Here is an 18,676-nt window from a genome sequence, read left to right on the forward strand (position 1 = left end):
CACTACCCGGTCATACCGCCGGGGTCGCGCCATCCTTGTAGAGTTTGAAAATCAAGGCATCCATGATGGCGGCGTAGGAGGCGGCGATGATGTGTTCCGACACTCCGACCGTGCCCCAGGAACGCTCTTCGTCGCGCCATTCGATCAGCACCCGCACCATGGAGCCGGTCCCGGAGCGTCCGCCCAGCGCCTGGGGCAGGATGCGCACCTTGTAATCGACCAGGGTCACGGTGTTGATGGCCGGATAGTGCCACTCCAGCGCGCGCCGCAACACGGTGTACAGGGCATCCACCGGACCATTGCCCTCGCCGACGAAGTGGACCGGTTGCCCGCCCACCACCAGCTTGACCGTGGCCTCGGCTCCCATGATCCACGCGCCGTCATCGCGCACCATGCGGTTGTCGATCACCCGGAACCCCTGCTCGAGGAAGTACTCCGGCAACTGACCCAGCGCCTTGCGCACCCGAAGTTCGAAGGAGGCCTCGGCGGCGTCGAACTGGTAGCCGCGGAACTCCAACTCCTTGAGTTCGTTGAGCAGATCCTGCAAACGAGGATCGTTGGGATCCACATCCAGGATGCCCATTTCACGGAACTTGTGGACCAGATTGCTGCGTCCGGCCTGTTCCGAAACCAGGATGCGCCGTTCGTTGCCGACCTGCTCCGGATCGATGTGTTCGTAGGTGACCGGATCCTTGAGGATCGCCGCCACATGCACCCCGGCCTTGTGGGCAAAGGCCGACGCGCCCACGAAGGGTTGGTTCTTCTGTGGCGAGCGGTTGCACATCTCGTCCACGAAGCGGCTCACCCCAGTCAGACGCGGCAGACCCTCGACCCCGAGACGGGCGTGACGTCCCATCTTGAGCAACAGGTTGGCCACCACGGTGGTCAGATCGGCATTGCCGCACCGTTCGCCCAGGCCGTTGATCGTGCCTTGCACCTGGGTGGCCCCGCACTCGACTGCGGCCAGGGTGTTGGCCACCGCCAGCCCGCCATCGTTGTGGCAGTGGATCCCCAACCGGACGTCCGGCAGGGCGATCTGTCTCATGATGGCGGCGATCTCTCCCGGCAGGGAACCGCCGTTGGTATCGCACAGGATCAGACCGTCGGCCCCGCCATCCCGCGCCGCCATCAGCGCCTTGACGGCATAATCCGGATCGGCCTTGAAGCCATCGAAAAAGTGTTCGGCGTCGAAGAAGACCTGATCGGTCCGCGCCTTGAGATGGCGGATCGAATCGAAGATCAGCTCCAGGTTCTCCGCCGGCGCGATTCCCAGGGCGCGGGTGACATGCAACGGCCACGACTTGCCGAAAATGGTGATCACTCCGGTCCCGGCGGCCAGCAGGGCGTTGAGAACCGTGTCGTCTTCGGCCTTCACCTTCGCGCGCCGCGTCGAACCGAACGCCACCAACCGGCTCCGTTCCAGTTTCAAATCCTTGGCACGGGCGAAAAAGGCCTCATCCTTGGGATTGGCCCCCGGCCAGCCGCCCTCGATGTAATCCACGCCCAGCAGATCCAGACGCCGGGCGATGCGCAGCTTGTCCTCGACCGAAAATTGCACCGACTCGCTCTGCGAACCGTCACGCAGCGTGGTATCGTAGATGGCGATCATCTCGCCCACGCCCTTGCCGCCGCCCTTGCCGGACGGCCTGGCCGGGGCGGTCACCCGCCCCCGACCCGATTGATGCGGATCACTTTCCGACACGATCTCCGGCGTCCTTGTCCAGTTCGAATGCCGCGTGCAGGGCACGCACCGCGAGTTCCATGTACTTCTCGTCGATCACCACCGAGATCTTGATCTCCGAGGTGGAGATCATGCGGATGTTGATCCCCTCGGCGCTCAGCGCCTTGAACATCCGTTGCGCCACCCCCGAATGGGAACGCATGCCCACCCCCACCACCGACACCTTGGCGATGTCCGGATCCCCCACCAGATCGCGGGCGCCGATCGAGGCCACGGGCCCTTTCAGCACCTCCATCGCCTGGCGGAAATCCCCCTTGGGCACGGTGAAGGTCAGGTCGGTCTCGCCACTCGAAACCGAGACATTCTGGAGAATCATGTCCACGTTGATGTTGGCGTCGGCCAGGGTGCCGAAGATCAATGCGGCGATGCCGGGCTTGTCGGGCACGCCCAGGACCGTGATCTTGGCCTCATCCCGATTGAACGCAATGGCGGAAACCACGACTTGTTCCATGTCATCATCCTCTTCGGTCAACAGAGTTCCAGTCCCTTCCTCCAGGGAAGAGAGCACCCGCACGGGGACCTTGTACTTCTTGGCCAGCTCCACGGAGCGGGTCTGCAATACCTTGGCCCCCAGCGATGCCATCTCCAGCATCTCGTCGTAGGAGATGCGATCCAGCTTGCGCGCCTTGGGCACCACGCGCGGATCGGTGGTGTACACCCCGTCCACGTCGGTGTAGATGTCGCAGAAGTCGGCCTTCAGACCGGCGGCGATCGCCACCGCCGAGGTGTCCGACCCCCCGCGCCCCAGAGTGGTCACCGCGCCATGCTCGTCCACGCCCTGGAAGCCGGCCACCACCACGATGCGGCCCGCGTCGAGATCGGCCAGGATGTTGGCCGCCTCCACGTCCAGGATGCGCGCCTTGGCATGCACGCTGTCGGTCACCAGACGCACCTGCCACCCCTGATAGGAGCGGGCCGGCACGCCGAGGGAGTCGATGGCGATGGCCAGCAGACCGATCGACACCTGTTCGCCGGTGGCCACCACCACGTCGTACTCCCGCTGACTGTAGTCGCCGCCGGAGAGTTCCTCCACCAGGGCCACCAGGCGATTGGTCTCGCCCGCCATGGCCGATACCGTCACCACCACGCGGTGTCCCGCGCGGTGCGCCGCGACCGCTCGCGCGGCCACGTTGCGGATCCGTTGGATGGTGCCCACGGAGGTCCCGCCGTATTTTTGTACAATCAAACTCACGGTTGTCTCATCCCTGATTGACGTTGAAACCCCTCAAACCCGAAACCCGCCATCGCCGAAACCGGGCAGAATCGGGGCCACGGTATCGAAAAGCGCCTCCTCGCGGGCTGGCACGCCCGAGATCTTCACCCCCCGCATCACCACGTCGCCGGTCAACCCCAGGATCGCGGTCAACGCCCCGTCCGGTTGCATCTGACCGACGATCTTGTTGGGAACCGTCGCCACAGCGCCACAGATCAGGATGCCGTCGTAGCGACCCGCCTCGCTCCAGCCGTCGGCCAGAGGAGCGACCCGCCAGGTGACGTCGGCGCCCTCGGTGAGCCTGGCCCCGCGCGCCGCCAGCTCGGCATCGGATTCGAGGGCGAACACCTTCATGCCCATGGCGGCGAGCAGGGCGCTCTCGTAGCCGCTGCCGGCCCCGATCACCAGCACCCGATCCCCGGCGGAAAGGGCCAACGCCTGAATCATCTGGCCGGTCTGCAACGGGGTGAGGGAGCGTCGGCCCGAATCGTTCCAGGCAACCGGCATGTCGGAGTAGGCCAACATCCTGTGGGCCGGCGTGGTGAACGCCTCGCGCGACACCCGCAGCATGCCGGCGAGCAGCGTCTCATCGAGCACCATGTTCGGCACCGCCTGGGATTTGACCATGTTGACCCGGGCCAGATTGTAGTCCATCGTCATCATTCCCTTTTGTTGAATATCCATGAAGGGGGTCGGATCCCCCGCATCCCGACCGGGTTTCGCCCGCTGGACGCAACCCGAAAAAAGAGTCAACAGCATTACCCTTTATATGCCAACCCCGGACCGATTGCAAAGCGGTTTTTCCACGCCGCGCGGGTTCGTTCCAGCCGTTCCGGGGTGCCGATGTCGGCCCAGAACCCCTCCAGCACCACGCCGAACAGCCGGCCAGATCGGATGGCATCGTCGTAGAAACGGTTCAGGGAGAACGGTTCGATCGGATATCCTTCCAGGGCGCCGGGTCGAATCATCTGCAACCCGGAGTAGATCCATCCCGTCTCCCCGTCCACGGAGCGGCACAAACGGCCATCGACCGGATCGATGCTGAAGTCCCCGCGTCCGCCATCCAGGGTGGGAACCAGTCCCAACCGCCCGTCCATGCGCGTCTCGTCGAACCCGACGACCAGGGAGGCCAGATCCAGATCCCAGGCCACATCCCCATTCACGGCCAGAAACGGCTCGGCGCCAAGATGAGACAAGGCCAGGCGCACCCCGCCGCCGGTCTCCAGCAGCGACTCCTCGCGCGACCAGACCACCTCCAGGCCAAAAACCACCCCATCCCCGACGTGATCGACGATCCGGTCCGCCAGGTGATGCACGTTGATCACCACCCGGCGGACCCCGAGGTGGGCCAGGCGCGTCAGGGTGTGGTCGAGGAGCGGACGTCCGCCCATCTCCACCAGCGGTTTGGGAAGCGTATCGGTCAGGGGACGCAGCCGCTTGCCGTATCCGGCAGCCAGGATCATCGCCTGCATGCCGGCGACTCCCCCACCCGCAACGGCACGGCCTGGTTCGACGGCTGGATCATCGCCCGCATGCCCGCACCCCCTGTCTCAACCCGGCGCGTAGCGGTCGATCAGACGTTCCAGTTCGGCCAGCTCCGGATGGGCCGGAAGGGTCTCGCGCACATACCCCAGGGTGCGGGGAATGTCGTTGAGATACCCATGCTTGCCATCGCGCAGCGACAACCGTCCGAAGATGCCGATCGCCTTGAGATTGCGCTGGATCCCCATGCGTTCGAAATCGGCCTGGAAAGTCGGCCAATCCACCGTGTAACGGGCGCGAATGCGCGGGTCGGCGAACCACCACCCCATCACCGCCTCGCGGAACGGGCGATCGAGGGCGATGTAGCAGTCGCGCAACAGGCTGGCCAGATCGTAGGTGATCGGCCCCATCACCGCGTCCTGAAAATCCAGCACCCCCACCCGTCCGTCGCACCACATCAGGTTGCGGCTGTGATAATCCCGATGGACCAGGGTCCAGGGCTGCTCGAGCACCCGGTCGAGCAGGACGTCGAACACCCGGTCGAAGGCCAGGCGATCCTCGGAGGTGATCGGGGTTTTGACGATCCCCTCGATGTACCAGTCCGTGAACAGGGCCAACTCCCGGCGCAGCATGGCCCGATCGTAGGGACGATCATGCGCCACGCAGCGGCCATCCGCCGGAGTGTCCTGCATCCCGATCAAGGTCTCCACCGCCGCGCGATAGAGCCGTTCCGGCGACTCGCCCGCTTCGAGCGCCTTCAGGTAGGTCTGATCGCCGAAATCCTCCAGCAGCAGATACCCCCGGTCGAGCCGTTCGGCGACCACCTCCGGCACCGGCACCCCATGGCCGCGCAGAAACCGGGCGATATCCACGAACGGCGCGGAGTCCTCCTTGTCCGGCGGCGCATCCATGAGGATGTAGCGTCCGCGCGCCGAGGCGACCCGGTAATAACTCCGGAACGAGGCATCGCCCGCCACCTTGTGGACGGTCGTCTCCTCCCCCAGATGGGTGGCGATGAAATCCCGAGCCCTCTCAGCCACGTCCCGCACTCCGTTTGGCGACGAATCCATCCAGACAGCTCCGACTCAAACCCTCCGAGGCGCGCAAGGTGACGCGCCGGAATTCCGGATCGTCGGCGCGATCCTCCAGCAGCACCTCCAGCGCCGCGCCGAAATCGACACCCGCGCCGCGTTCCGGCCACTCGACCAGCACCACGCCGCGCCCGTCCACATACTCCTCCACCCCGATCCCCTCCAGCTCCTCGGGATCGGAGAGCCGATAGAGGTCGAAATGGGCCACCGGCAGGCGTCCCTCGTCGTAGCCGTTCACCAGCGTGAAGGTAGGGCTGGTGATGTAGTCATCCGCCACGCCCAGGCCACGCAACACCCCGCGCGCAAAGACGCTCTTGCCGCACCCCAGATCGCCGCGCAGCAGCACCCCCACCCCAGGGGCCAGACAATCGCCCAACTCCCGACCCCATCCCTCGGTCTCGGCCTCGGAACGGCTCTCACCGCTCCAGCTGGTCGCATCCGCTCCGCTCACGCGGCATCATCCGCCAGCATGCCGCGAATGACGTCGCGCTTGCCGATGATCCCGACCAGCGACTCGCCCCGCAACACCGGAACCAGCGCCACATGCCGGTCGCTGATCAGGGTGGCGATCTCGGCCAGTTCGGTCTCCTCGTCCACCGCTTCCAGATCGATGCGCATGATCTCCCCCGCGGTCGAGGCGGCCATGCGGCGCAGATCCTCCTCGTAGCGGAACTCCCCGGCAATGGGGATCACCGCGTCGAGGATGGTGATCATGAGCGGCGGATGGATGGTCTTGACCTGGGACAACAGCTCCTCCTCGGTGACCATGCCCAACAGGCGCCCCTCCTCGACAATGGGTACGCCACCGATGCGATTTTCGGTGAGCAGACGCGCAAGATCGCGCACGGACATCTCCGGGGGGGCTGTGATCACATCACGCACCATGATATCCTTGGCTTTCATCGCCGACTCTCCTGGGTCCTCAACGAGCGTGGTCGATATCCTCACGATTCCATGTTACTCTGGATCACGGGAAACCGGCAATAGTTCCCTTCGCCCTCCAAGACGGTTTGGCCAAGCCCGACCGTCTCTTCAAGACCCAAGGAAAAATCACCATCATGTTTTGGAAATTCTGGTTTCCCGCCCTGATGTTCGTCGGCGTCTACCTGATGGGCAAGCTCCACGCCCGACGCAACCTGCCGCCGGAACCGTTCAACATCACCCCCCAGCACGCAGCGGTGCGACGTTTCCAGCGCGTCGGTCGCGACTCCCTGCGCACCACCTCCCTGACCCTGCTCGTCATCGCCGTCATCTGGATCGGCTGGTTCATCCATCACGACTGGCACGAGGCCCGCCAGGTGGTCGATGTGCGGGTGATCCACGTCCAGACCATGCACACCACGGTCTATCAGGCGCAACGCAACAAGATCCAGGGACGCTCCTTCGACACCCTGGATGGCCGACGCATCACCCTGGCGGACGTGGAACGGATGGAGATCACGGAAAAACCTTAAGCAACGGGAATCGCGAGGATCTCGCTCAGAAGCGCCAACTCCATCTCGACGACCCGTCGCAAGGAGAGGGTTTCCAGGGCATGGGCGCGGGCATTGCGCCCCAGACGCGCCCTCAAGTCACCATCGGCGAGCAGACGCACGATCGCCGCCCGCAACCCCTCCGGAGTCGGATCGCACAACAGACCGGTCTCCTCGTGGCAGATCGCCTCGCGCACCCCCGGCGCGTCGTTGCGACCGACCACCGCCATGCCACAGGCCATGGCCTCCAGCAACGCCTTCGGATGACCCTCCCGCGGCGAGGGGAGCACGAACAGATCCGACCGGTTCATCAACTCCGGCAAATCCGCGTGCGGTCGGATCCCCAACAGTTCGGCACGCAGACCACGGGCCGCGACCTCGCTGGCCACCGCCTCCCGCAAGGGCCCGTCACCCACCATCCAGAGCGTGGCATCGACGCCGTGCATGGCATCGAGCAACAAGAACGGATCCTTCTGCGCATCCAAACGCCCCAAAAACAGCACCTTCGCGCCGTCCTCCGCCCCTCTCGGACCCGGTTGCGGGGCAAACCGGTCGGTATCCACATAATTGGGGATCACCCGCACCCGTTCTGCGGGCACGCCGTGCTGACCGGTCACCTGCGCGGCCATCAGGGGAGTGGTCACCACCACCCGGTCGGCGGCACGAAACACCCGACCCTCCCGCTCGATCGCCCGAACCGCCTCGGGAGATCCCTCCCCGTGACGCAAACGCATCGCCCCCGAGTGCAGATACCCACACCGGGCGATGAACGGCTTGCCGAACCGTCTGGCCAGGGCCAACCCGGTATCCGCGCCAGGGATCTGATTGCTCTTGAAAACCACCACGCCCCGTTTCCAGGCGGCGGGCACGCCGACCAGCCAGCGCCAGTACCATGGCCAGGGAAGGTTCAGACGGTTGCACTGCACGTCGATCCCCGGCAACCGCTCCCGATACCCCAAATCCCGTCGGTCACCGTGGGTCACGAACGACATCCCGCCCAGATGAGGTCGCAAGGCCCGATACAACGCCACCTCGCGCTCGAACATCCCGAGCCGGTCCCACTCAAACAGCGACATGCCGGCGGTGAAAAAAAGGGTCAGGCGCACATCCCGTAATGACGTCATCTCCGACCACCCGCTCCAAGCCCCCGTCCTCGCGGTTCGCTGCCGCGACACCCCGACCCGCATCCAACCCGAACGCCGTGCCCGCTCACGGCGCCACGGCGGTGGCGCGCATCTCGCGGACCTCGCGGACCTCGCGGACCTCGCGGATCACGCGGTGACGCGGCAGGATCTTCTCACCGCTCACGGCACCACGGCGGTGGCGCGCACGCGCGGATCACGGTGACACAGCGGGGGATCTTCTCACCGCTCACTGCGCCACGGCGGTGGGCGCGCACGCGCGGATCACGGTGACACAGCGGGGGATCTTCTCACCGCTCACTGCGCCACAGCGGTGGGCGCGCACGCGCGGATCACGGTTGACACAGCGGGGATCTTCTCACCGCTCACTGCGCCACGGCGGTGGCGCGCATCTCGCGGATCACGGTGACGCGGATCTGACCCGGATAGGTCATTTCGTTCTCGACCCGGTTGGCGATCTCGCTCGCCAGGGTCAGGGCCCCCTCGTCCTTCACCCGGTCGTAGGCCACCATCACCCGCAACTCCCGTCCGGCCTGGATGGCGAATGCCTTCTCCACGCCGGGGAAATCCATGGCCAGGGATTCGAGCATCTCCAGCCGCTTGATGTAGGTTTCCACATTCTCGCGCCGCGCGCCGGGACGGGCCGCGGAGAGGGCATCGGCGGCGTTGATCAAGGGACCGTAGACCGAAATCGGCTCGATGTCGAAGTGGTGCGACCAGATGGCGTTGACCACCAGCGGGTGCTCCTTGTACTTCTTGGCGTACTGGCCGCCGATCACCGCGTGGGAACCCTGGATCTCGTGATCCATGGCCTTGCCGATGTCGTGCAGCAACCCGCAACGCCGCGCCAGAGCGAAGTCCAACCCCAGCTCCTCGGCCATCATTCCGGCGAAACGGGCCACCTCCACCGAATGGGAGAGAACGTTCTGGGTGTAGGAGGTGCGGAACTTGAGCGTGCCCACCATCTTCACGATGTCCGGATGGATCCCGGAGAGCCCCAACTCGAAAATCGCCTGCTCGCCCGCCTCGCGAATCTCGTTGTTGACGTTCTTTTCCGCCTTGCGCACCACGCTCTCGATGCGGGCCGGATGGATGCGTCCATCGGCGATCAACTCCTCGAGGGCCTGACGGGCCACCTGACGCCGCACCGGATTGAATCCGGAAATCACCACCGCCTCCGGGGTGTCGTCGATGATCAGATCGCACCCGGTGGCCGCCTCCAGCGCGCGGATGTTGCGTCCCTCGCGTCCGATGATCCGCCCCTTGGTCTCCTCGGAGGCGATCGGCACCACGGTCACGGTGCGATCCACCACGAACTCGCCCGCCAGGCGCTGAATCGCGGTGGCCATGATCTCCTGGGCCTTGCGATCGGCGCTCTCCTTGGCCTCATCCTCGGCACGCTTCATGAAGTTGGCCGCCTCGCGCCGCACATCCTCCCGCAAACCGCCCACCAACTGCCCCTTGGCCTGCTCGGTGGTCAGACCGGCCACCTCTTCCAGCCGTTGGACGATCGCCTCCTCCTGGCGTTGACACGCCTCCTTGCGCGCATCCAGGGCGCGCTGCTCCTGCTCGACCTGGTTCCGACGACGATCCACCTCCCGTTCGCGCTGGTCGAGCTGATCGAATTTGCGATCCAGCTGTTCCTCGCGTTTGTCGAAACGCTGTTTGAGCTTCTCCAGCTCCTCGGAACGCTCGCGGAACTGCTCCTTCACCTCCTCCTCGACCCGCAACCGCTCGCTCTTGGCCAACAGTTTCGCCTCGCGACCGGCCTGTTCCACCTTCTCCTCGGCGGCGCGGGTCATCCGCTCGATGCGCTCTTCACGCTCACGCATGGCATTCGCCTGCTGACGCCGCGACTGCTGCATCATCGCCCAGGGAATCGCGGCGCCCAGCGCCACGCCCACCAACAGCATCACGATCTCCATCGACTTACCTTTCGCGTAACGATTCAGGACCCCCACCATCGCAGGGGACGGAGGACCGCAAGGTCCCCGGCACAGGTTCGGAGACGGAGTCTCCGAGGTTTGGCTTTTGACTGTGTTTTTCAGCGCGCTCTTCAAAGGCCACTTCGGTTTCTTGCCATTCCCCCTATGAACCCACAGGTCAGCTCATGCAATCCTTCGCAACGGCCAGATCCAGGATGATGTCAACGATACTCCCGGCATGCCACCACCCCCCGCTCCGTGACCACCCAATCCATGAGGATGTCATGGGGTTCCCGGGGTAGAAACGGCAACTCCTGAAAGGCATAGGCCAATCCGACGCACAAAGGGTGCGTCGCTTCACCGCGCGCGGCCAGGGCACGATCATGATACCCGCCGCCAAATCCCAACCGACCACCCGCGCGATCGAAACCGATCAGGGGTTGAAACAACAGATCCAGATCCAGGGTATCCAGCCCCTGCCCGCCATCCGGTGGCACGACCGGTTCCCGAATCCCGTAAGCGCCGACTTGCAACGGGTCTCCCGGTTGATAAGGGACGAAGCGCATGGACCGGTTCGCGCCATCGACGACCGGCAGAAACACCAGACGTCCGGAACCAACGGTCTCGTGGATGAGAAGGGAGGGATCGACTTCGTGGTCAAAGGGAAGGTACAACCCGATCGTGCGCGCCTCGTCAAAAAAGGAGGCGCCCAGGACGCGACGCGCGATGCTGGCCGAGAGATCGCGAATCCGCTCCTCGGACAGGGCGTTACGTTCGGCGCGCAGCCGTTGACGCAACGTGGCCTTGGAAGGTTCAATGCGCGCTCTTACCGTGGCACCCCCGCAAGGGAGCAGCACGGTTGGGGGTGAAGGGGGAATCCCCCCATCCTGCAAATTAGCCATTCGTGCGCGTCGGTCATGCCAGTGCCCCCGCCTGTGCCGTGGGATCACACTCTCTGAACCCTTTTATTTAGGTGGACCCATGAATAATTGTTTCTGGCAACCCCCTGTAGGGGTGGCACTCCACAATCAGAGCTCGGTTCCCAGGTTCATAAGTTATCGGCTCAGGAGGTTGTTCACCTCACGAACACCGCAGGGGTGCTGGCATGGGATTCATCCTTTAAGCAGCAGATCGCTCGCCGCGATCAAGCCGCTGATCTTTTCATTCGCGCTTTCGGTCTGTTGGGCCATGGCCCGCTTGAGTTGCAGATGTTCATCCGCGATCTTGAGCGCGGTCATGATGGCCGTGCGCTCTACGGATGCCACATGCGACTCCCGTGCCACCTGGTCCATGATGTCGTTCACGTAGCGCGCAAGCTCGCGGACGTACTCTCCGCTGGCCTGGGATTTCAGCTTGAACAGCTGTCCTTGAATGCGCACTTCGTGGGTTGCGGTCATGGCCACCCAATCCGAAAGAGGCGCGAAAGCCTCTTCTCCTCAAGCCGTCCTATTCCTCGTACCGGCCCAACAATCCCTCGATCCGAGCGATCACGCGCACCTTTTCCGCCTCCAGGGCATCGGTCCGCTCCTGGAGCATGAGAACCTGGCTTTCCAAATCCTCGATGGCCTCTTTTTGCGCTTCGGCCTGACCGTTCATCGCCACGATCTGATCGCGCTGTTCGCGTATGGTACGCGCCATGTCGTTCCAGCGCTGCTCCAGGCCCGACATCGAGACCGCGAGTTTATCGTCCTGATCGACCGGGATTCCATTCATGGGGCTCGCCTCGCGTCTCTTTTCCAAACTTGCATGATGGGGGGAGATCCCCCACACCCCTCGACTGTGAACCTCCCTTTGGGCGTTCCGCAGCAAGAAGGTGACCGATACACTTCCACTCTTGCATTCCATGCTAAAGAAACGCACGATTTTTGTCAAGTCCACCCCGCCCGAATCAGGCCAGAACCGAAGGTCCGCGCCGCAACCATCCATCCACGGCCACGGCGGCGCGCCGCCCGCCATCGATGGCCCTGAGCACCAGCGATTGACCGGTGGCCATGTCCCCCGCCGCGAACACGCCGGGCACGCTGGTCATGAACCGACCATCCACCCGCACGTTGCCGCGCCCGTCGAGCGCCACGCCCAACCCATCCAGAAGCCCGCTCTTCACCGGGTGCAGAAAGCCCATGGCCAACAACACCAGATCGGCCTCCAGGAAAAACTCCGATCCAGGGATCTCCTGCATCTTCGGACGTCCGCCATCCTCCTGCTCGGCCCAGTGCAGCCGCACGCAGTGAATCCCGCGCAGATGGCCTCCGGCATCCGCCTCGAAAGCGCGGGTCAGGATGCTCCACATCCGTTCACACCCCTCCAGATGGGAGGTCGAGGTGCGCAGCATGTTCGGCCACATGGGCCAGGGGGTCTCCGGGGCCCGTTCCTTGGGCGGACGGGGCAGAAGTTCGATCTGGGTAACGCTCGCCGCGCCCTGACGGATCGCCGTGCCCACGCAGTCGGCGCCGGTGTCGCCGCCCCCGATCACCACCACCCGTTTGCCGATGGCGAAGATCGCATCGGTGGGCGGAATGTGCGCGCCCGCCACCCGGCGGTTCTGCTGGGTCAGATAATCCATGGCGAAGTGGATCCCCGACAAGCCGCGACCGGGCACCGGCAAATCGCGCGGCTGCTCCGAGCCACCGGTCAACACCACGGCCTCGAAATCGACGCGCAGTTGCTCCGCCGTGATGTCCACCCCCACGTTCACCCCGGTGCGGACCGTCAACCCCTCGGCCACCATCTGCTCCAGACGCCGGTCGATGACCCGTTTCTCCAGCTTGAAGTCCGGAATCCCGAAACGGAGCAGTCCGCCGACCCGCTCGTTCTTCTCGAACAGGGTGACCTCGTGACCAGCGCGGGTCAGTTGTTGCGCCGCCGCCATGCCCGCCGGACCCGATCCCACCACCGCCACCTTGCGACCGGTCCGTTCGGCGGGCGGTTGGGGTTTGATCAGCCCGCGCGCGAAACCCTCCTCGGCCACGGTGCGCTCGATCTCGCGGATCGTCACCGGATCACGGTTGATCCCCACCACGCAGGAGGCCTCGCAGAGGGCCGGACAGATCCGACCGGTGAACTCCGGGAAGTTGTTGGTGCGATGCATGGCATCCACCGCCTCCTCCCAGCGTCCCCGGTAGACCCAATCGTTCCAGGAGGGGATCAGATTGTGCAGCACACAGCCGTTGTGACAGAACGGAATGCCGCAATCCATGCAGCGTGACGCCTGATCCCGCAGCTTTTCGACCGGAAACGGTTGATACAGCTCTTCCCAGTCGTGAATCCGCTCGGCGACCGAACGGGGCTTGGGCGTCTCCCGCTCCACTTCCATGAAACCCTTGGTCTTACCCATTGCCCGTTTGCTCCCGCTTTTTCTGTTCCTCCAGCACGCGCCGATAATCATGGGGCATCACCTTGACGAACCGTCCCAAGGCCGCGTCCCAATCCTTCAGCAACCGCGCGGCCACCTGGCTGTCGGTATACCGCGCATGCTCCTCCACCAACTCCTTGAGAACCTCCCGATCCTCGGCATCGCTCACCGGCTCCAGCCCCACCATGGCGGTGTTGCACAGCGACGGGAAGCGTCCCGACTCATCGAGCACATAGGCGATGCCACCGCTCATGCCCGCCGCGAAGTTGCGACCGGTCGCGCCAAGCACCACCACCACGCCGCCGGTCATGTACTCGCAGCCGTGATCCCCCACCCCTTCGACCACGGCGCGGGCGCCGGAGTTGCGCACCGCGAACCGTTCGCCCACCACGCCGCGCATCAGGGCAATGCCGCCCGTGGCCCCGTAGAGAAGGGTGTTGCCGGCGATGATGTTCTCCTCGGCGACCAGCGGAGAGCGCGGATGGGGCCGGATGACGATCCGACCGCCGGACATCCCCTTGCCCACGTAGTCGTTGGCCGCCCCCTCCAGATAGAGCGACACCCCCTGCACGTTGAAGGCGCCGAAGCTCTGGCCGGCCACCCCCTCGAAGTAGCACTTGATGGTGCCGCGCGGCAGACCCTCGGCCCCGAACAGGCGCGAGATCTCACCGCCGAGCATCGCCCCCACGGCGCGATCGGTGTTCTGGATCGGCAACCGGATCTCGATGGGACGCAGGCTCTCGAAGACCCGCGAGGCCAGATCGAGCAACTGGTGATCGAGCACCTTGTCGATGCCGTGATCCTGGGCCTGGACGCAGCGGGTGGCCACGTTCGACGGGGCATCGGGTTTTTCCAGCAGCGGCAGGAGATCGAGCCCCTTGGCCTTCCAGTGGGTGACCGCCTCGTTGACCAGCAGGTGATCGGACTGGCCGATCATCTCGTCGATGGATTTGAAGCCCATGCGCGCCATGATCTCGCGCGCCTCGTTGGCCACGAAGTAGAAATAGTTGACCAGATGCTGAGGCCGACCGGTGAACTTCTTGCGCAACTCCAGATCCTGGGTGGCCACGCCGACCGGACAGCTGTCCAGATGGCATTTGCGCATCATCACGCAGCCGGAGACCACCAGCGGCGCGGTGGCGAAGCCGAACTCCTCGGCGCCGAGCAGCGCCGCCACCACCACGTCGCGACCGGTGCGCAACTGCCCGTCGGTCTGGAGACGCACGCGACCGCGCAGATCGTTCAACACCAGGGTCTGCTGGGTTTCGGCCAGGCCCAGCTCCCAGGGGGCGCCGGCATGCTTGATCGAACTCATCGGGCTGGCACCGGTGCCGCCGTCGCCGCCGGAAACGAGGATCATGTCCGCGTGGCCCTTGGCCACGCCCGCGGCCACGGTGCCGACCCCCACCTCGGAGACCAGTTTCACCGACACCCGCGCGCGGGGATTGACGTTCTTGAGATCGAAGATCAGCTGGGCCAGATCCTCGATGGAGTAGATGTCGTGATGGGGCGGCGGCGAGATCAGCATCACCCCCGGCGTGGTGTTGCGGATGCGGGCCACGGTCTCGGTGACCTTGTGACCCGGCAGCTGACCACCCTCGCCGGGCTTGGCGCCCTGGGCGACCTTGATCTGCATCTCGTCCGCGTTGGCCAGGTAGTGGCTGGAGACGCCGAAGCGACCGGCGGCCACCTGCTTGATGGCGCTCCGGGCCAGATCCCCGTTGGGACGCGGCTTGTAGCGCTCCGGATCCTCGCCCCCCTCGCCGGTGTTCGAGCGACCGCCCAGGCGGTTCATGGCGATGGCCAGGGTTTCGTGCGCCTCCTTCGAGATCGATCCGAAGGACATGGCCCCGGTCACGAACCGCTTGACGATCTCGGAGGCCGGCTCGACCTCGGCGAGCGGCAACGGCTCTTCCGCCTCCTTGAGCTGGAACAGACCGCGCAGGGTGCAGTGGGCCCGATCCTGCTGGTTGATCAGCGTCGCGAACTCCTTGTAGAGCGGGTAATCGTTGGTGCGGGTCGATTGCTGAAGCTTGGCGATGGTGTCCGGGGTCCACATATGCCGCTCGCCCTCGTGGCGGAACGTGTACTCCCCGCCGATATCCAGGCTGTTGGTCAGGGTCATGTGGCTGGTGAAGGCCCGTCTGTGGCGCTCCAGGGTTTCGCGCGCCACCTCCAGAAGCCCCACGCCGTCCAGACGCGAGAAGGTGCCGGTGAAGTGTTTTTCCAGGAAGCGGCGGCTTAGGCCGATCGCCTCGAAGATCTGCGCGCCGCAGTAACTGCGCAAGGTGGAGATGCCCATCTTGGAGAAGATCTTGAGCATCCCCTTGCCGATGGCCTTCACGTAGTTGGCCTTGAGATACGCCATCCCCTTGGGCGCCTCGAGGATGCCGCGCGCCACCAGATCCTCCAGGGATTCGAAGGCCAGATAGGGGTTGATCGCCCCGGCGCCGTAGCCGGCCAGCAGGGCGCAATGGGTCACCTCGCGGGCCTCGCCGGTCTCGATGACGATGCTCGCCGCGCCACGGGTGCCGGAGCGGATCAGATGGTGATGCACGCCGGACACCGCCAGCAGCGCCGGAATCGGCGCCATCGCGGCGGAAACCCCGCGATCGCTCAAGACAATCAGGCTCACCCCCTGATCCACCGCCGCAGAGACCGTCTCGAACAGGCGGGTCAAGGCGGCCTTCATCCCTTCGGCTCCCTCCTCCACCGCGAAAAGGGTGGAGATGGTGCGCGCCTTGAGACCGGGACGCTCCACCGCGCGGATCTTCTCCAGATCGGCGTTGGTCAGGATCGGCTGCTCGAGCCAGATGCGCGCCACATGCTGGGGGGACTCCTCCAGCATGTTGCCGGTCGGACCGAGCTGGGTGAAGAGGCTCATCACCAGCTCTTCGCGGATCGGATCGATGGCCGGATTGGTCACCTGGGCGAAGAGTTGCTTGAAGTAGCCGTACAGAAGTACCGGACGGTCGGAGAGCACAGCCAGGGCCGCGTCGTTGCCCATGGAGCCGATCGGCTCCTGTCCGTCGGCGGCCATGGGACCGAGAACGACCGACAGATCCTCCTCGGTGTAGCCGAAGATGCGCTGACGCACCCGCAACGGCTCGGTCTCGGAGACCTCGGAACCGCCCGCGGGCAGGGTGTCGAGACGGGTGAGGTTTTCGTCGATCCACTGCCGGTAGGGCTGACGGGAGACCATGGTCTGCTTGATCTCGGCGTCGTCGATGATGCGCCCCTCCTGCATGTCGATCACGAACATGCGACCCGGTTGCAGCCGACCCATCTTCACCTCCTCCTCAGGCGGGAAGGTGATGGTGCCGGCCTCGGAGGCCATGACGCACAGGCCGCCCTTGGTGATCAGATAGCGCGCCGGACGCAGACCGTTGCGATCGAGGGTGGCGCCGATGTAGCGTCCATCGGTGAAGGCCACCGCCGCCGGTCCGTCCCAGGGCTCCATCAGGGCGCCGTGGTACTGGTAGAAGGCCTTGCGGTCCTCATCCATGTGACGATGATTCTCCCACGCCTCGGGGATCATCATCATCATCGCGTGCGGCAACGAGCGACCGCTGATCACCAGGAACTCCAGGGCGCGGTCGAAGCTCGCCGAGTCGGAAAGCCCTTCCGGAACGATGGGGAAGAGTTTTTTGATGTCCTCGCCGAACAGACCCGACGACAGGGCCGCCTCGCGGGCGCGCATCCAGTTGATGTTGCCGCGCAGGGTGTTGATCTCGCCGTTGTGGCTGATCATGCGGAACGGATGGGCCAGCCCCCAGGTGGGGAAGGTGTTGGTGGAGTAGCGCTGATGGACCATGGCAAAGGCCGAAACCAGCGAGGCATCCGACAGATCGGTGTAGTAGGCGCGCACCTGATCGGCCAGGAACATCCCCTTGTAGACCAGCGTCCGACTTGAGAAACTGCTGATATAGAATGATTTGACCTCATCCTGGCCGTAGCCCAGGACCGCATTCTCGACGCGCCGGCGAATGATGTAGAGCTTGCGTTCGAACCACATCGGATCTGCGTTGTCCGGGCGGTTGCGCACGCCGATGAACACCTGGCGGATGGCCGGTTCGGACCCCTTGGCGGTATAGCCGATGCGCGCCTGACGGCTTACCGGCACCGTGCGCCACCCCAGGAAAAGCTGCCCCTCCTCGGTGATCACCTGCTCCACCAGCCGCTGGCAGGAGATCGTCATCCCCTTGTCCTTGGGCAGAAAGATCATCCCGACGCCATAGTCCCCTTCCGGCGGGAGGGTGATACCGATTTTGGCGGTCTGGGCGCGCAGGAAGGCATCCGGAATCTGGATCAGGATGCCGGCCCCGTCACCGGTGAGCGGATCGGAGCCCACGGCGCCCCGGTGGGTGAGATTCACCAGGACGCTCAAGCCCATGCGCACCACATCGTGCGACTTGCCGCCATTGATCCGGGCGACGAAGCCAACGCCACAAGCGTCGTGTTCGAGGGCGGGATCGTAGAGCCCCTGTTTCTCGGGCAGACCGAAATTGGCCATGATCTATCCTTACCTGTCGTGGGTTGCAAACCCGGTGCAATTTTCGTTTGAAATGGTAACCTCTTCAGGCTTGGTGGCGGGAGTTTCTCCCACCCCTCACCCGTGAAACCGCCGGCAAGGCCGTTTCACGGTCATAACCCGTCGTTCAGGTTAACAAATCGCTTATGGATCCGTCAACAGCGCACTGCACAATCCGTTGCAACAGCGTTCAATTGCCGTATATTTAAGCAAGTGATCGTACCACCTTTATTCACAAGACGACCATGCCAACAGCATGATGCGGGAGAGAGACCATGCAGGAGTTCACCTCAGGGAGATGTTGGCTGGGTCGTCTGCCGCACGATGGCGACCTGTTGGCGGAGTTGACGGCCTTCTGCCGTGAGCGGGAGATCCAGGTCGGGCGGATCGAGGGTTTGGGCGCGGTCAAACGGGCCTGTTTGGGATTTTATGACCAGACGCGGCGCGAATACGATTATCTCACCTTCGATGCGCCACTGGAGATCGTGCAGATGGTGGGGAATGTCTCGTTAAAGGAGGAGAAACCTTTCGTGCATGTCCACATCACCCTGGCCGATCACGCCGGACGGGCCTTTGGCGGCCATCTGGCCCCAGGGACGATCCTGTTTGCCGCCGAGGTGCTGATTCAGGAGTTGGTGGGTGCGCCTTTGCAACGCGGTTGGAATACAAGCACAGGTCTACCGCTCTGGATGGAGTCGTGAGCATTATCTGCTATTCTAGAATAATA

At 64.5% G+C, this 18,676-nt stretch carries 16 protein-coding genes and 1 other RNA gene; 2 read left to right on the plus strand and 15 right to left on the minus strand.

Going from position 1 to position 18,676, the window contains the following annotated elements; all coding sequences use genetic code 11:
- Positions 1 to 10: 10 nt before the first annotated feature.
- From cimA to ACOY6C_RS12855, 7 genes are all read right to left on the minus strand, one after another.
- Positions 11 to 1,609 (minus strand): citramalate synthase, encoded by a 1,599-nt coding sequence (gene cimA / locus ACOY6C_RS12825; RefSeq protein WP_420906121.1) that lies wholly within the window; start codon positions 1,607 to 1,609, stop codon positions 11 to 13.
- A 79-nt stretch (positions 1,610 to 1,688) separates the two neighbouring features.
- On the minus strand, positions 1,689 to 2,933 hold the full coding sequence (locus ACOY6C_RS12830; RefSeq protein ID WP_420905866.1) for an aspartate kinase: 1,245 nt from the start codon (positions 2,931 to 2,933) through the stop codon (positions 1,689 to 1,691).
- 33 nt (positions 2,934 to 2,966) lie between these two features.
- Positions 2,967 to 3,638, minus strand: a complete 672-nt coding sequence (locus ACOY6C_RS12835) for a protein-L-isoaspartate O-methyltransferase family protein (protein WP_420905867.1) — start codon at positions 3,636 to 3,638, stop codon at positions 2,967 to 2,969.
- Between the two features lie 74 nt (positions 3,639 to 3,712).
- Positions 3,713 to 4,426 carry a nucleotidyltransferase family protein gene (locus ACOY6C_RS12840; protein ID WP_420905868.1) on the minus strand — a complete coding sequence of 238 codons (714 nt, stop codon included), beginning with the start codon at positions 4,424 to 4,426 and terminating at the stop codon, positions 3,713 to 3,715.
- A 78-nt stretch (positions 4,427 to 4,504) separates the two neighbouring features.
- The gene (locus ACOY6C_RS12845; protein WP_420905869.1) at positions 4,505 to 5,476 is read right to left on the minus strand and encodes an aminoglycoside phosphotransferase family protein; all 972 of its coding nucleotides are present in this window, start codon (positions 5,474 to 5,476) and stop codon (positions 4,505 to 4,507) included.
- Positions 5,469 to 5,978, minus strand: coding sequence for a tRNA (adenosine(37)-N6)-threonylcarbamoyltransferase complex ATPase subunit type 1 TsaE (tsaE, locus tag ACOY6C_RS12850; RefSeq protein WP_420905870.1), 510 nt, complete (start codon positions 5,976 to 5,978; stop codon positions 5,469 to 5,471). Before tsaE ends, ACOY6C_RS12845 begins: the two co-directional genes overlap by 8 nt.
- Complete coding sequence (locus ACOY6C_RS12855) at positions 5,975 to 6,430, minus strand: CBS domain-containing protein (protein ID WP_420905871.1); 456 nt, start codon at positions 6,428 to 6,430, stop codon at positions 5,975 to 5,977. Before ACOY6C_RS12855 ends, tsaE begins: the two co-directional genes overlap by 4 nt.
- Positions 6,431 to 6,585: 155 nt before the next feature.
- Here ACOY6C_RS12855 and ACOY6C_RS12860 point away from each other — a divergent pair, with 155 nt between their 5' ends.
- A complete protein-coding gene (locus ACOY6C_RS12860; RefSeq protein WP_420905872.1) occupies positions 6,586 to 6,981 on the plus strand; it encodes a hypothetical protein in 396 nt (131 codons plus the stop codon).
- Here the strand turns inward: ACOY6C_RS12860 and ACOY6C_RS12865 are convergent.
- The 8 genes from ACOY6C_RS12865 to gltB all read right to left on the minus strand — a co-directional run bounded on the left by ACOY6C_RS12865 (position 6,978) and on the right by gltB (position 17,931).
- Positions 6,978 to 8,123, minus strand: a complete 1,146-nt coding sequence (locus tag ACOY6C_RS12865) for a glycosyltransferase family 4 protein (protein WP_420905873.1) — start codon at positions 8,121 to 8,123, stop codon at positions 6,978 to 6,980. The genes ACOY6C_RS12860 and ACOY6C_RS12865 overlap by 4 nt on opposite strands.
- A 383-nt stretch (positions 8,124 to 8,506) precedes the next feature.
- Positions 8,507 to 10,066, minus strand: coding sequence for a ribonuclease Y (gene rny / locus ACOY6C_RS12870; RefSeq protein WP_420905874.1), 1,560 nt, complete (start codon positions 10,064 to 10,066; stop codon positions 8,507 to 8,509).
- 221 nt (positions 10,067 to 10,287) lie between these two features.
- Positions 10,288 to 10,968, minus strand: a complete 681-nt coding sequence (locus ACOY6C_RS12875) for a 5-formyltetrahydrofolate cyclo-ligase (protein WP_420905875.1) — start codon at positions 10,966 to 10,968, stop codon at positions 10,288 to 10,290.
- A gap of 20 nt (positions 10,969 to 10,988) precedes the next feature.
- Positions 10,989 to 11,167, minus strand: a non-coding RNA gene (gene ssrS / locus ACOY6C_RS12880) — 6S RNA.
- A gap of 11 nt (positions 11,168 to 11,178) precedes the next feature.
- A complete protein-coding gene (locus tag ACOY6C_RS12885; protein WP_420905876.1) occupies positions 11,179 to 11,463 on the minus strand; it encodes a cell division protein ZapA in 285 nt (94 codons plus the stop codon).
- Positions 11,464 to 11,512: 49 nt separating this feature from the next.
- Positions 11,513 to 11,779 carry a hypothetical protein gene (locus ACOY6C_RS12890; protein WP_420905877.1) on the minus strand — a complete coding sequence of 89 codons (267 nt, stop codon included), beginning with the start codon at positions 11,777 to 11,779 and terminating at the stop codon, positions 11,513 to 11,515.
- A gap of 175 nt (positions 11,780 to 11,954) precedes the next feature.
- On the minus strand, positions 11,955 to 13,400 hold the full coding sequence (locus ACOY6C_RS12895; protein WP_420905878.1) for a glutamate synthase subunit beta: 1,446 nt from the start codon (positions 13,398 to 13,400) through the stop codon (positions 11,955 to 11,957).
- Positions 13,393 to 17,931, minus strand: coding sequence for a glutamate synthase large subunit (gene gltB, locus ACOY6C_RS12900; RefSeq protein WP_420905879.1), 4,539 nt, complete (start codon positions 17,929 to 17,931; stop codon positions 13,393 to 13,395). Before gltB ends, ACOY6C_RS12895 begins: the two co-directional genes overlap by 8 nt.
- 293 nt (positions 17,932 to 18,224) lie before the next feature.
- On the opposite strand from gltB, the gene ACOY6C_RS12905 reads away from it, so the two are divergent.
- Positions 18,225 to 18,650 carry a PPC domain-containing DNA-binding protein gene (locus tag ACOY6C_RS12905; RefSeq protein WP_420905880.1) on the plus strand — a complete coding sequence of 142 codons (426 nt, stop codon included), beginning with the start codon at positions 18,225 to 18,227 and terminating at the stop codon, positions 18,648 to 18,650.
- The last annotated feature ends 26 nt before the right edge of the window (positions 18,651 to 18,676 follow it).

The sequence above is a fragment of the Candidatus Magnetaquiglobus chichijimensis genome (assembly GCF_045865675.1).
Lineage (GTDB): Bacteria > Pseudomonadota > Magnetococcia > Magnetococcales > Magnetaquicoccaceae > Magnetaquiglobus > Magnetaquiglobus chichijimensis.